Genomic DNA, 14850 nt, shown 5'->3' on the forward strand with positions numbered 1-14850 from the left:
ATGACGCGAACTCTGCAGCTGCCGTGCAATTGCCGGTTCCGCGGCGGAACCGAATTCAGGCCCGTTCAGCCATGGCCTTGCGGAGGGTTTTCGACAGATCCTCCACCGAATACGGCTTGTGCAACAGCTCGAAGCCGTGGTCATCGTCGGCGAGCATGTGCGCGTAGCCCGAATTCAGCACGACCGGCAGTTCCGGCAAACGCTTCTTGATCTCGCGACCCAGCGTCACCCCATCCATCCCCGGCATCGCCACGTCGCTGAGCACAAGATCGAAGCGTCTGGCGTTGTCGCCGAGCAGCGCCAGCGCCTGCTCACCGGACGAAGCCAGCACCGTCTGGTAGCCCAGATCGTGGAGCAATTGGGTGGAGAATTCGCCGACCTCTGCGTTGTCCTCGACCACAAGGATGCAGCCGCGCTGCCGGCCGTCGAGCGCATCCGAGGCGTTGCCGTTCCGGCGCTGAATCGGCTTGTCGCTGAGCGGCAGCCTGAGCGTGATCGTGGTGCCGCGGCCCAAGGCACTGTCGACGTTGATGCTGCCGCCGGATTGCTGGACGAAGCCGTAGACTTGCGACAGGCCGAGGCCGGTGCCGCGACCGATGTCCTTGGTGGTGAAGAACGGCTCGAAGATCCGCTCGATCTGCTCGCGCGGAATACCGCAGCCGGTGTCGGCGATCGACACTTCGACGAAGCCGCGGCGACCCGCGGCTGCTTCCTGCGACGTCGGCGCGGCGCGCGTGACCGAGACGGTGAGGGTGCCGTGGCCGTCCATCGCGTCGCGGGCATTGGCGACCAGATTGACCAGTGCGGCGTCGAACTGATTGGTGTCCGCCTCGACCGGCAGCGGTCGCTCGGCGATGTCCAGATTGAACACGGCGCGTGAGCCGAGTGCGGTCTTCAGCATGTCGGACACATGCTCGATATGCGCCGCGGCGTCGAATACTTCGCGGTTCTGTGCGTGGCGGCGCGCGAAGGTGAGAAGCTGGCCGGTGAGCTTGGCGGCGCGGTCGGCGGTGTCGGAGATCGCGTCGACGTAGCGGCGGATCCGTTCCGGCGGCAGTTCGCGCCGGCGCAGCAGATCCGCCGAGGAGCGGATCACCGTCAGCAGGTTGTTGAAGTCGTGGGCGACGCCGCCGGTGAGCTGGCCGATTGCCTCCATCTTCTGCGCCTGCCGGAACGCCTCTTCGGCCTTGCGGCGTTCGGTGATGTCGACCGCTTCGGGGACGATCGCGATCACCTTGCCCTGCGCATCCTGCACCGGACGCATCTGCAGATCGAACCAGCGCCACCCGCCGGCCGGCAGGTTGATGTGGAGTTCGCGTCGCACGGTTTCGCCGGCCGCGACTGCTGCGATGTCGCCGCGGATCGTTTCCGGCAGTCCGGGGGTTGCGGCGAACCACGGGGTGGCCCACACCGGCTTTCCGACAACCGCGTCAAGTTCTGCATCGATCCCGGCCAGCGCGGTGCGGTTGGCGTCGAGCACCACGCCGTCGACATCGAGCAGGGCCTGGTACGTATAGCTGGCGGCGAAGATGGTGCGGAGCCGCGCCTCCTTTTGCTGAAGTTCGACGGTGCGCTCGGAGACCTGCTCCTCGAGTTGCTCGTTGATGTCGCGCAGCGCCGCTTCCGCCTTCTTCTGCTCGGTGATGTTGCGGAAATACACCGAAATGCTGCTGTCGTTGGCCGGCGTCACCCGCAATTCGAACCAGCGCCTGCTCGACGAATCATAGGTTTCGAAATCGCAGGCGACGCGCTCTGTCATGGCGCGGCGATAGGCCTGCTCGATCTCGGTGCCGAGCAGCATCGGATACACGTCCCAACACACCTTGCCGATCAGTTCGCCCGCGTTGCTTTGGATCAGTCGTTCGGCGGCGGCGTTGACGTAAGTGAAGCGGTAGTCCTGGTCGAGCGCGATGAAGCCGTCGCTGATCGAGGCCAGAATGCCTTCGGCATGCTCGCGGGCCGCCTGTGCCTCCTGGCGCAGCGCGTATTCGGTCCGCAGCGCCTTCCGACGGATCGCCGCGGTGTCGAGATTGGCGCGCACTCTGGTGAGCAGTTCGCGGGCGCTGAACGGCTTGCTGAGATAATCGTCGGCGCCGGCCTCCAGCCCTTCCAGCTTGGCTTCCTCGCCGGCGCGCGCCGACAGAAAGATCACCGGCAGGTCGGCGAGTGCCGGGTCGCCGCGTAGCGCCTTGAGCAGACCGATACCGTCGAGCCGTGGCATCATCACGTCGCTGAGCACCAGATCCGGTCGGCGCTGCTTGACGGCTTCCAGCGCTGCGACACCGTCGCCGACTGCTTCGACCTCGTAGGCGTCGCCGAGCAGCCGGGCGACATAGTCGCGCATGTCGTGGTTGTCGTCGGCCAGAAGAATGAGCGGCCGACCCGTCGCGGGCGCCATGGCGATGCCGAGATCCTGCGCGCCGGACGCCGGCGGCAGATCGGCGTCACCGCCGTCGCCGAGCCAGCCGATCGCCTCGTCGAGATAGGCCTGGGCGCGGACATTGGTCGAGACCTGCAGCGCGCCGTGCCGTGGCCGGTCGGCAGGAAGGTGGGCAGAGCCGAACGGCAGCGTCACCCGGAAAGTCGATCCGCGACCGATCTCGCTGTCGACGCTGATCGTGCCGCTGTGCAGCTTGACCAGTTCCTGCACCAGCGCCAGCCCGATGCCGCTGCCTTCGATCGAACGTCCGCGGGCGCCGTCGACCCGGCGAAAGCGTTCAAACAGATGCGGGATCTCCGCCCGGGGAATGCCGGTGCCGGTGTCGCTGACTTCGATCACCGCATGACGGTCGTCCGGATCGCTGCTCACCCGGACTGCGATCTCGCCTTCGAAGGTGAACTTGAAGGCGTTCGACAGCAGGTTGAGGACGATCTTCTCCCACATGTCCCGGTCGATATGGACCGGCTGCGGCAGCGGTGGCGCATCGATCACCAGGCGAAGGCCGGCGCGGTCGAGCGCGGAGCGGAAGTTCGAGGCGAGTTCGGCCGTGAACGATGGCAGATCGACCGGGGTGAAGTGTGCCGTCACGCGGCCTGCTTCGATCCGCGCGAAATCCAGCAGGGTGTTGACCAGCTTCAAAAGGCGCAGGCCGTTGCGGTGGGCGATGCCGAGCAGCGATCGCTGTTCGTCCGGAATCCCGTCGCGCCCGAGCGCTTCTTCCAGCGGGCTCAGCATCAGGGTCAGCGGGGTGCGGAATTCGTGGCTGACGTTGGAGAAGAATGCGGTCTTGGCGCGGTCGATCTCGGCCAGCGCCTCGGCGCGGCGGCGCTCTTCCTGATAGGCGTCGGCATTGCCGATCGCCGCCGAGATCTGACCGGCGACCAGAGCCAGAAAATCCTGGTAGGCGGTGTCGTACAGCCGGAACGGGTTGAGTCCGGTAATCAGGAATCCGGAGCGGCCGGTATCGCCTCTCGCCGGAATCGGCAGCACCACTGCCTGGGTCGGTGGCTGGCGCCAGCCACCGGTCGGAAACGCCATGCCGAACCGCTCGTGGAGATCCGTCACCATGACCGGCGCATTGCGGCAAAAAGCTTCGGCGATCGGCCACGGCCCGTCGCCGCTGTCGAGCGGAAGCGTCTGCTTCACCGCCGGGTGGTCGGCGTCGATCCCGGACGAGGCGGCAAGCTCGGCGCAGTCGCCGCCGGGGGCGGTGAGATAGATCAGCGCGAACGGCAGGTCGCGGGAATCGGTGGCCAGCGCTGCGGCGCTTTGCGCGCAGGCCTGGGCGACACTGCGGGATTCGGCGGCGCTGGCGGCGAGATCGCGCAGCAGCGATAATTGCCGCTCACTGATGACCCGCTGGGTGTCATCGGTGTTGGCGCAGAAGATGCCGCCGGGAGAGCCGTCGTCGGTCGGAATCGGGCTGTAGGAGAAGGTGTAGTAGGTCTCCTCGGGAAAGCCGTTGCGCTCCATGATCAGGAGCTGGGCCTCGACATAGGTGCCCTCTTGGCCACGGGTCGCCTTGGCGAGCAGGGGAGCGATGTCTTCCCAGATTTCCGACCACACCTGCGAGGTCGGGCGGCCGAGCGCCCAGGGGTGCTTGCCGCCGATGATCGACTTGTAGGGGTCGTTGTAGAGATAAGTCAGTTCGGAGCCCCAGCCGATCCAGATCGGCTGCTGCGACGTCAGCATGATCCGGACAGCGGTTTTCAGCGCCTGAGGCCAGCTGTCCGCCGGACCGATCGGGGTGGAGGCCCAGTCGAACGCACGCATCAGCGACGCAAGTTCGCCGCGGCCGAGAAACAGAGTGTCTTGCCCCGCGGCTTTGCGAAGTCGCTCGTCGGGCGAGTTGTCAGCCAAGGAATCCCCCGATCAAGCCCCCGCTGTCCCGGACCAAAACGTGCAGCGGAGGGTTTGGTTCCCCGGCATTCCGGTAGGGGCGAGTTTGCCGATTGATCTCGGCAATTGTTGCCCGACCCGGCAAAACCGCCCTGGATCGGCATCCGCTCGATGCGGATCAACCATATGACATCGTTAGAATTTTTTCTTTGGCACGCCGCTTGCGAAGCTTGTGCGAATTTCGCTCTCACCAGCCGCCGCGGGGCGGCCGCAACCGGAGAAGTCAGTAATGGGTATTTTCGGCGCTCTCACCACCTCGGTTGCGGGCCTGCGCGCCAATTCCTACGCGCTGGAGAACATCTCCGGAAACATCGCGAACTCGCAGACCACGGCCTTCAAGCGGATCGACACCTCGTTCCTCGACCTGATCCCACGGACGGGCAACAATCAGCAGCTCGCCGGCTCGGTGAACGCCGAATCGCGGCTGACCAATACGCTCACGGGCTCGGTCCAGTCGGCTGCGGTGGGAACCTATATGGCGATCAACGGCGAAGGCTTCTTCGTGGTGCAGAAGCCCGCTTCGTTCACCGACAACAACCCGATCTTCGCCGGCGTCAACAACTACACCCGCCGCGGCGACTTCTCGCTCGACAAGAACGGCTATCTGGTGAACGGAGCCGGCTTTTATCTGCAGGGCGTGCCGATCGATCCGAGCACTGGCAATCCGGCCGGCAGCGTACCGCAGATCCTGAAGTTTCAGAACGACTTCCTGCCGTCGCAAGCGACCACCAAGATCGACTATCGCGCCAACCTCGCCAGCTATCCGCTCACGACCAAGGCCAACAAGTCGGTGGTCGGCTCGGAATTGCTGCGTCCGGCCGATTTCGTGTCCAACCCGCGACCGCTGGGAACACCTGCGGCTCCGTATACCAACACCAGCATTCTCGGCTCGGCGCGGACCAACTTCCAAACTCCGGCGGTGGCAGTGACCGGCGCCACCTTGCTGAAATCCGCCAGCGGCACCGACTCGCTGCAAGCCGGCTTCACCGCGAGCGATACCATCACGGTGAAGACCACGACGGGCGGCGTCACGACCAACAAGACGGTGGCGTTCTACGATTCCAGCGCCGGCGGCAGCGCCGGTTCGGCTCCCGACACCGCCTATGTCGATCTCAACGGCGGCAGCATCTCGACTCTGCTGGCCGCGATCGACGGCCTGACGGGCAACGCCGCACCGAACCTCTCCAACGTCGCCAGCGGCGTCGTCACCATCAACAGTGGCCTCGCCAACGACGTTCAATTGACGTCGTCGAGTTCGACCGCATGGAACGCGCTCGGCTTCACTGGGACGCTCACTGGGCTACGCGGCGGCGGCGGCACTGCCGGCACGGGAGTGGTGATCGGCTCGGACAACCAGACTTTCCTGGACGAGTCGATCGCGGGCGGCGCGCTGACGGCCTATGACGGTAACGGCGCTCCTGTCAGCTTGCAGTTCCGCTGGGCCAAGGTGGCATCGGCGGCAGTCGGCGGCACCGATACCTGGAACCTGTTCTATCAGACCAATCCTAACGCGACCGGATCGGATGTCAGCTGGGTGAACGTCGGCACCAACTTCACCTTCGGCAGCACCGGCCAGATGCAGCCGGTGGTGGGCCAAGTCACGTTGCCGGGCGTCACGGTGAACGGCATCAGTCTCGGCAACCTGACCATGGCAATCGGAACAGGCGGCCTGACCCAGTTCTCCGACAGCAACGGCAACGTCCAGGTCAACCAGTTGAAGCAGGACGGCTATGCCGCCGGACAGTTGGTCAGCGTTTCGGTCAGCAACGAAGGTCGCGTGGTCGGCGCCTATTCCAACGGCAGGAACATCGACCTCGCCGAGGTCAGCGTTGCCACCTTCAACGGCGCCAACTTCCTGAAGCGCATCGACGGCGGCGCGTTCGAGACCACCAACGAGTCCGGTGAGGCGCTGTTCGGCAAAGGCGGCAGCATCTCCGGCGCTTCGCTGGAATCATCCAACACCGACATCGCCGACGAGTTCACCAAGCTGATCGTCACGCAGCAGGCGTACTCGGCCAACACCAAGGTCATCACCACCGCCAACACCATGGTGCAGGACCTGCTCAACGTGATGCGTTGAGCGGCTCCGCGGCGCCGTCCTCGAACCCGGGTAACCAGTCATGAGTCTCGGAGACGCACTTTCGATCGCAATGGCCGGCCTGCGGGTGAACCAGTCGGCGATCTCGCTGGTGTCGTCCAACGTCGCCAACGCCGAGACGCCGGGCTATGTCCGCAAGACGATCAATCAGTCGGTCACCGTCTCCGGCGAGACCGGCACCGGGGTCCAGGTCAACGGCATCAACCGCCAACTCGACGACTATGTGCTGGCGCAGCTCCGGACCGAGATCTCGGGCGCCGCCTACGCGTCGCTTCGATCCGACTTTCTCGGACAGCTTCAGGGGCTGTTCGGCGACCCGAACGCCACCGGCACTCTGGAGAGTTCGTTCAACGCCCTGACCACGGCGATGCAGGCGCTGGCGACCAGCCCCGACAGCACGTCGGCGCGGATCGGGGTGCTGAACGCAGCCCAGGCGCTGGCGGCTGGCCTGAACTCGATGTCGAACGGCATCCAGACGCTGCGCTCCGGCTGCGAGGCTGGGCTGACCGACGCGGTGGGAACGGCGAACAATCTGCTGAAACAGATCGCCACCATCAACACCCAGATTCGCAGCAATCCTCAGGGCGGCACTTCGACCGACGCAGCGACCGCGGCGCTGCTGGACCAGCGCGATCAGGCGATCAACCAGCTCTCGCAGCTGATGGACATCCGCATCGTGACCAATGCCGCCAACCAAGTCTCGGTGTTCACCGGGTCGGGCGTGCAACTCGCCGGCATGGAAGCCGCGACGCTATCGTTCAATGCCCAGGGCACGGTCAACCCCGGAACCACCTGGTCGTCGAACAGCCTGACCAGCGAACTCGGTTCGATCACGGTGAGCTACGCCAGCGGATCGTCGATCGATCTCACCGCGTCGCTGAAGTCCGGCCAGATGGCCGCCTATGTCGAATTGCGGGACCATACGCTGGTCACGGCGCAGACCCAGCTCGACCAGTTCGCCGCAACGCTGTCCAGCTCGCTGTCGGACAAGACCACGGCCGGCACGCCGGTGACGTCCGGCGCGTCGGCCGGCTTCTCGCTCGACCTGTCGGGCATGAAGAACGGCAATACGATCAACATCGCCTATACTGACACCGCCACCGGGCAGAAGCGTTCCGTCACGGTGGTTCGGGTCGACGACCCCGCGCTGCTGCCTCTGCCGCAGACCGCAACCAACGACCCCAACGACTACGTCGTCGGCATCGACTTCTCCGGCCTGTCGGGATCGGTTGTCTCTCAACTCAATTCCGCGCTGTACGGCCGCAACCTGCAGTTCACCGGGACCTATCCGGCGATCGACGTGCTGGACAACGCCGGGTTCTCGACGGTGAACTCGGCGTCCGTCACGACCACGGTGACAGGGCTGGCCGGCGGCAGCGTCGAGGTGCCGCTGTTCAACGACAACGGCTCTGCCTATTCCGGGGCGCTCAACGTCGCCGGCAATCAGATGACCGGCTACGCCCAGCGAATCTCCGTCAATGCCGACCTGGTGAAGGACAATTCCAAGCTGGTGGTCTACTCCACCTCGCCGACGACGGCCGCCGGGGATACCGCGCGTCCGGATTTCATGATCAAGCAGCTGATGAGCGGCCGGTACTACTACTCGGCGAGCACCGGGATTGGTTCCGACTCTGCGCCGTTCAACGGCTCGCTGGAGAGCTATCTGCAGCAGTTCGTCAGCCAGCAGGGCTCCAACGCCGCGGCCGCCAAGCAGTTGTCGGAGGGCCAGAACGTAGTTCTCAACACCCTGCAGCAGAAGCTCTCCACGTCCTCCGGCGTCAACATGGACGAAGAGATGGCGCACCTGTTGTCGTTGCAGAACGCCTACGCGGCGAACGCGCGGGTGATGTCGACTATCAACCAGATGTATCAGTCCCTGATGCAGGCGATCTGAGGCGAGCCATGGCGATCGACGGTGTAAGCGGGCGTACTTCCTATATCGGCTCCACCATTCTCAACCTGCGCAGCCAGCTCGAGACGCTGAGCCAGCAGCTCGCCACCGGCCGGGTCTCGCAGACCTATGCGGGCGACGGCACCGGTCGCAGCCTGGCGATCGGCCTGCGGGCGCAGATGGCGAACATCGCCAGCTACAGCGACACGATGACCAACATCACCACCCGCATCAGCGTGGCGAATCTGTCGCTGCAGCGGATGGCCGAGATCAGCAGCGAGGTGAAGGGCGCGGCGGTGAGTGCCGGCTCGACGCTCGACAACACCGGCCAGACCCCGGGACAAAAGACTGCGTCGCTCGACTTCTTCGACTCCGTCGACATGCTGAACGCGCAGGTCGGCGACCGCTATCTGTTCGGCGGCCGGGTCACCGACACCGCTCCGGTGACTGCCGCCGACCAGATCATGAACGGGAACGGTGCCGCGGTCGCCGGGCTGAAACAGGTGATCAGCGAGCGCCACGACGCCGACGTCGGCACGACCGGTATGGGCCGTACCATCGTCTCTGCCGGCGCGACCGCGACCGCGGTGCAGATCGGCGAGGATTTCGCCGCCAATCCATATGCCTTGCCCGATCCGATCGGGGCGTCTCCGTTCGGGCTGAAGCTCGACGCGATTTCCACCACCATCGCCGGCGCGACTGTGACCCAGCCGACCGAGACGCCGCCGACCACGCCGCCGGCGGCACCGAACCCGGTGGCGATGGGAATCGACCTCAACGGCGTGATCCCGAACGAAGGCGACGCGGTCAAGTTCACCTTCGACCTGCCGGACGGCACCCAGGAGACCATCACGCTGACGGCTTCCTCGAAGACGCCGCTGCCGGACAATTGCTTCGCGATCGATCAAGGCGATCCGACCGCAGTGCCGCCGGTCGCCCCGTCGTCCTCGGTCACCGCGACCAACCTGCAGACGGCCCTGACCGCGGCCGTGAAGAAGCTGGCCAACGGTCCGCTGGCCGCGGCGTCGGCCATCAAAGCCGGCAACGATTTCTTCAACAACACCCCGCCGCTCCGGGTCGCCGGCACCGCGCCGTTCGGCGCCGCCACCGCGCAGGTCGCGGGTACCAAAGACAACACCGTCTTCTGGTACAATGGCGAGCCGGACTCGGCGAGCGATCCGGCGCGCGGCACCGCCGTCGCCAAGATCGACGACGCCATCACGGTGCAATACGGCGCCCGCGCCGACGAACAGGCGCTGCGCAAGCAGTTGCAGACCGTGGCGGTGTTCGCAGCGGTCACGACCTCGGCGACCGATCCCTACAGCTCCGGCAAGATCGCGGGGTTGAACCAGCGGGTCGCCGCCAATCTCGCGGTGGTGCCGGGCGAGCAGTCGATCCAGAACATGCAGGCCGAACTGGCCGGCGCCCAGGCCTCGATCAAGGCCACCAGCAATCGGCAGGTCCAGAGCAAGGCGCTGGCGCAGACCATGCTGAGTTCGATCGAAGGCATCAACAACGACGAGGTCGCGACCAAAATCCTGGCGCTGCAGACAGCGCTGCAGGCGTCGTATCAGACGACGTCGAAACTCTATCAGCTCAGCCTCGTCAAGTTTCTCTAGTTAATTATCTCTGAACGAGGGGCCGCTGCTCCGGCGGCCGCTCGGCGTGTTATTTCGCGCCGCTGAGCTGTCGCAGCTGCAGCCAAGTCATCCTAAACGCTCACAGATCCAGACAAACCACGTAGTCTTGCGAGGCTTCGGGTCGCGTCCCGACGCTCGTCTCATCTTGCACAAACCAGTGATTTTACGGGCGTTTCCTTCCGTCAAACCCGGTTCTCTGCCTTTACGCAATTTTAGAGTCTCGCCGGCAAGGTTCCGCGGCCGATCAAGAAGATCGCGTTTGCACACCAGGAAGGTAGCATCAAAATGTCCGGTATCGTTCTATCCAACGCCGTTCGCCAGAATCTTTCGTCGCTCCAGGCCACGGCTGATTTGCTCGCCACCACCCAAAGCCGCCTCTCGTCCGGCAAGAAGGTGAACACGGCGCTCGACAATCCGACCAACTTCTTCACCGCCGCTTCGCTCGACAGCCGCGCCAGCGACATCAACAACCTGCTCGACGGCATCGGCAACGGCGTGCAGATCCTGCAGGCCGCCAACACCGGCATCACCTCGCTGAACAAGCTGGTCGACAGCGCCAAGTCGATCGCCAACCAGGCTCTGCAGACCACCTCCGGCTATTCGACCAAGTCGAACGTGTCGGCGACCATCTCCGGCGCCACCGCTGACGACCTGCGCGGCACCCAGAGCTTCAGCAACGCGGTTGCGACTTCGAACGTGATCTTCGACGGTACCGCCGGCGGCACCACCGCGGCGTCCTCGACCGACACGCTCGGCGGCGCGATCGTCAGCATCGCGTCCGATCCCAGCACTCCCGTTGTGGTCGCGGCTGCCGTCGACAACTCGGCGGCGGGCAGCGCGCTCACGGTCGGCACCGCCGGTGCGACCGCGGCCGGCACCAACCTGATCAGCGAACTGACCAACGGTGCGACCTCGACGGCGACCGGTCCGGCTGCGGGTGACTCGATCACCGTCAACGGCAAGACCATCACCTTCACCACCGCCGGCGCCGCCAGCAAGGACAGCGAAGGCAACTACACGATCGGTATCGACCAGACCGTCAACTCGCTGCTCGACACCATCGACACGATCAACGGCAACACCGGCTTGACCTCGACCGTGACTGCCGGTGCGATCACCTTGCACACCGGCACCAACAGCCCGCTGACGATCGGTGACAACTCCGGCGGTACCGTGCTTACCAAGCTCGGGCTGACCGCGCAGACCATCAACACCACCGCGGCGGCGACCTCGACCCAGCAGATCTCGTCCACGACGCAGCTGTTCAACACCAACGGTGGCCTGACCAGCACGTCGATCTCGGACGGAACCCAGCTGACGGTGAACGGCAAGACCATCACCTTCAAGACCGCCGACGCGCCGCAGGGCAACAACATCGCGTCCGGCACCGGCGTGCTCGGCCGCATCGGCACCGACGGCAACGGCAACTCGACGATCTATCTCGGCAACCAGACCAACTTCACCAACGCCACGGTGGGTGATCTGTTGACCGCGATCGACCTGGCGAACGGCGTCAAGTCGGCGTCGATCTCCAACGGCGTCGCCACCATCAGCACCAACTCGGGTCAGACGGCGTCCACCTCCACCGCCGGCGTCACCACCATCCGCAGCTCGACCGGCGCTGACCTGAACGTCACCGGCTTCACCGATCTGTTCAAGAACCTCGGCCTGACCACCGCTTCCGGTACCGGCCCGCTGACGCTGACCAAGCAGCGCACCACCAGCGCTTCGACGCTGGGCACGCTGATCCAGGACGGCTCGACGCTCAACGTGAACGGCAAGACCATCACGTTCACGAACGCCGGCACCCCGGCCGCCTCGGCGAGCCGTACCGGCATCAGCGGCAACGTCGAGACCGACGGCTCGGGCAACTCGACCGTGTACCTGCAGAAGGGCACCCTCGACGACGTGCTGAAGGCGATCGACCTCGCCACCGGCGTGCGGACTGCGACCCTCGGCGCCTCCGGTGCGGTGATCTCGACCGCGCAGGGCACCGCCAACTCGACGATCTCCAGCGGCTCGCTGAAGATCTCGACCGGCCTCGCCTCCGATCTCAGCATCAGCGGTGGTTCCGGCAACGCTCTGTCGGCGCTCGGCCTCACCGGCGCGAGCGGCACCTCGGACTCGTTCACCGCGGCCCGCGGCACCGCCGCCGGCAGCCTGAACGGCAAGACGCTGACCTTCACGTCGTTCAACGGCGGCGCGGGCGTCAACGTCACCCTGGGTGACGGCACCAACGGCACCGTCAAGTCGCTGGCCCAGCTCAACACCGCGCTGGCCGCCAACAACATGACCGCGTCGATCGACAACGCCACCGGCAAGCTGACGATCGCTGCGTCGAACGACTACGCGTCCCACACCCTGGGCGGCGCGGACGGCGGCGTGATCGGCGGCTCTCTGGCCACGACCCTGACCTTCTCGGTGCCGACCGCACCGGTGGCGGACGTCAATGCCCAGAACACCCGCGCCGGTCTGGTCAAGCAGTTCAACGACGTGCTCGAGCAGATCAAGACCACGGCGCAGGATGCCTCCTTCAACGGTGTCAACCTGCTGAACGGCGACACCCTGAAGCTGGTGTTCAACGAAACCGGCAAGTCGACGATCTCGATCCAGGGCGTCACCTTCAACCCGACCGGCCTCGGCCTGTCGACCCTGGCCTCGGGCACCGACTTCATCGACAACAAGGCCACCAATGCGGTCCTGGACAAGCTGAGCACGGCGTCGACCTCGCTCCGCTCGCAGGCCTCCGCGTTCGGTTCGAACCTGTCGATCGTGCAGGCCCGTCAGGAGTTCTCCAAGAACCTGATCGCGGTGCTGCAGACCGGCTCGTCCAACCTGACGCTGGCCGACACCAACGAGGAAGCGGCGAACAGCCAGGCGCTGACCACCCGCCAGTCGATCGCGGTGTCTGCGCTGTCGCTGGCCAACCAGTCGCAGCAGAGCGTGCTGCAGCTCCTCCGCTAATCGCAGCGTAGCTGATCGAACGACTGAAGGCGGCGGGGGCGACCCCGCCGTCTTTTTTTCTGCCCGGCTGCGACCGGCCCGAGGTTCGTGTTGCGGGCAGGGATGCAGTAAGGTGCAGGTGATTCGGGTTGTTCCAGAAACGGCGCCGTTGCATGACCGACATCGCCCCGACGGCAGATACAAACGCCGCGCCTCCGGACGCGCCGGCGCCGCATGCGCCGGGTCCCGACCGTATCCTCGCCGACATCATCGCCGCGCTGCCCGAACTGGCGCGGCATCACGCCCCGGGGGGAGCCGCCTACACCGCGCTGTCCTCGGCGGCGCGCAGCGCCGTGGTGGCGCTGTTCGCGCGCGGCGGCCGCGACGTGACGTTCGGCCCGTTCGGGCCGATCAGCTTTCCCTATCACCGGATGGGCGCGGTGGACTCGCTCGACCTGTTCGGGCTCGATGAACTGATCCTGTTTTCGTTCTACTGGCAGAACCGCGGCCGCTACCGCCGCGTCGCCGACATCGGCGGCAATATCGGCCTGCACAGCCTGGTGATGGCGCGCTGCGGCTTTGCGGTCGAAACCTACGAACCGGACCCCGAGCACGTCGCGCTGTTTCAGGCCAACATGCGTGCCAACGGCATCACCACGGTCCACGTCAACGAGGCGGCGGTCTCGGCGCGAGCCGGCGAGGCGGAATTCCTGCGGCTGCGCGGCAACACCACCGGCAGCCACATCGCCGGCGCCAAGCTCGATCCCTACGGCGAGATCGATCGCTTCAAGGTTCGGCTCGCCGCCTTTGACGACATTGCCGCAACGGCGGACTTCGCCAAGATCGACGCCGAAGGCCACGAGGCGGTGATCATCACCTCGCTGCCGCGCGAACGCTGGGCGACGATCGACGTCATGCTCGAGATCGGCAGCGACGCCAACGCTTCGGCGATCTTCGACTATGCGCGCGACGCCGGCGTGCGTCTGTTCACCCAGAAGACCGGCTGGCGCCGGGCGGAGACGCTGGCCGACCTGCCGACCTCCTACAAGCAGGGCAGCGCGTTCCTCACCGCCAAGGATGCGATGCCCGGGCTGCCGCCGTCATAATGATCCGCGCTTGCCAGGTAGTATTCCGAGGCGACTCGGGTCGCGCGGCGATGGCCGGCCATGATTTACACATTGCTAACGAATCACGCGCAACCGTGATGGCTCGGAATGCCGAGGACGCCGCCGATGACGCAGTCGCGTAACAGCACCGCCCCCGTTCCCGACGACGTCCCTGAGGATGTCGCCGCGACGCCGCTGCTGTCGAAACGACAGATGCTCGGCTATTACGATCACCTTCGGGCGACGCTCGCTGCCGCACAGGCCTCCGATTGCGAAGGCCGGCCGTTCGCGCAGGAAGTCGCCGCCTCGCTGGTGATCGCCTGGGCCCGCGAGGTCCATGCCGAAGGCCGCAAGCTGATGTTCATCGGCAATGGCGGCAGCGCCGCGATCGCCAGCCATATGGCCACCGACTATTCCAAGAACGGCGGCATGCGCGCGCTCTGCCTCAACGATGGCGCGATGCTGACCTGTCTCGGCAACGACTACGGCTACGAGCAGGTGTTCGCCAAGCAGATCGAGCTGTTCGCGCAGGACGGCGATCTGCTGATCGCGATCTCCTCGTCCGGGCGTTCGCCGAACATCCTCAACGCGGTGGCTGCGGCCCGTGTCCGCGGCTGCCGGGTGATCACCCTGAGCGGATTTTCGGCGGACAATCCGCTGCGCCGCGAGGGCGACATCAATTTCTACCTCGCCTCCGATCAATACGGTTTCGTCGAGCTCGGCCATCTGACGATCTGCCATGCCATCCTCGATTTCGCCTGCGGCCAGCGCGTGCCGCTGCCGGCGGCCGGCTGACCGGACCAAACGAGACCGATCCGGGCGGCCCTATCAGG

At 65.6% G+C, this 14850-nt stretch carries 7 protein-coding genes; 6 read left to right on the forward strand and 1 reads right to left on the reverse strand.

Annotated features, from left to right (window positions below; all coding sequences use genetic code 11):
* Positions 1 to 55: 55 nt before the first annotated feature.
* The gene (locus DWA33_RS06300) at positions 56 to 4300 is read right to left on the reverse strand and encodes an ATP-binding protein (protein WP_114357238.1); all 4245 of its coding nucleotides are present in this window, start codon (positions 4298 to 4300) and stop codon (positions 56 to 58) included.
* 268 nt (positions 4301 to 4568) lie between these two features.
* On the opposite strand from DWA33_RS06300, the gene DWA33_RS06305 reads away from it, so the two are divergent.
* The 6 genes from DWA33_RS06305 (at position 4569) to DWA33_RS06330 (ending at position 14812) form a co-directional block, all read left to right on the forward strand.
* Entirely contained in the window at positions 4569 to 6419 is a 1851-nt protein-coding gene (locus DWA33_RS06305; protein ID WP_114357239.1) for a flagellar hook-basal body complex protein, read from the forward strand.
* Between the two features lie 40 nt (positions 6420 to 6459).
* The gene (gene flgK, locus DWA33_RS06310) at positions 6460 to 8331 is read left to right on the forward strand and encodes a flagellar hook-associated protein FlgK (RefSeq protein WP_114357240.1); all 1872 of its coding nucleotides are present in this window, start codon (positions 6460 to 6462) and stop codon (positions 8329 to 8331) included.
* An 8-nt stretch (positions 8332 to 8339) separates the two neighbouring features.
* Positions 8340 to 9947 carry a flagellin gene (locus DWA33_RS06315; RefSeq protein ID WP_114357241.1) on the forward strand — a complete coding sequence of 536 codons (1608 nt, stop codon included), beginning with the start codon at positions 8340 to 8342 and terminating at the stop codon, positions 9945 to 9947.
* Between the two features lie 306 nt (positions 9948 to 10253).
* Positions 10254 to 12932, forward strand: a complete 2679-nt coding sequence (locus tag DWA33_RS06320) for a DUF1522 domain-containing protein (RefSeq protein ID WP_114357242.1) — start codon at positions 10254 to 10256, stop codon at positions 12930 to 12932.
* Between the two features lie 152 nt (positions 12933 to 13084).
* The gene (locus DWA33_RS06325) at positions 13085 to 14017 is read left to right on the forward strand and encodes an FkbM family methyltransferase (RefSeq protein ID WP_114357243.1); all 933 of its coding nucleotides are present in this window, start codon (positions 13085 to 13087) and stop codon (positions 14015 to 14017) included.
* Positions 14018 to 14143: 126 nt separating this feature from the next.
* On the forward strand, positions 14144 to 14812 hold the full coding sequence (locus tag DWA33_RS06330; RefSeq protein WP_114357290.1) for an SIS domain-containing protein: 669 nt from the start codon (positions 14144 to 14146) through the stop codon (positions 14810 to 14812).
* Positions 14813 to 14850: the final 38 nt, after the last annotated feature.

It is taken from the genome of Rhodopseudomonas pentothenatexigens, from assembly GCF_900218015.1.
In the GTDB taxonomy this organism is placed as follows: domain Bacteria; phylum Pseudomonadota; class Alphaproteobacteria; order Rhizobiales; family Xanthobacteraceae; genus Rhodopseudomonas; species Rhodopseudomonas pentothenatexigens.

Excerpts from the sequence above, each read along its gene's own strand:
- DWA33_RS06320 (WP_114357242.1), top strand. The coding sequence starts at position 10,254 with ATGTCCGGTATCGTTCTATCCAACGCCGTTCGCCAGAATCTTTCGTCG.
- flgK (WP_114357240.1), top strand. The coding sequence starts at position 6,460 with ATGAGTCTCGGAGACGCACTTTCGATCGCAATGGCCGGCCTGCGGGTG.
- DWA33_RS06330 (WP_114357290.1), top strand. The coding sequence starts at position 14,144 with ATGACGCAGTCGCGTAACAGCACCGCCCCCGTTCCCGACGACGTCCCT.
- DWA33_RS06325 (WP_114357243.1), top strand. The coding sequence starts at position 13,085 with ATGACCGACATCGCCCCGACGGCAGATACAAACGCCGCGCCTCCGGAC.
- DWA33_RS06315 (WP_114357241.1), top strand. The coding sequence starts at position 8,340 with ATGGCGATCGACGGTGTAAGCGGGCGTACTTCCTATATCGGCTCCACC.
- DWA33_RS06305 (WP_114357239.1), top strand. The coding sequence starts at position 4,569 with ATGGGTATTTTCGGCGCTCTCACCACCTCGGTTGCGGGCCTGCGCGCC.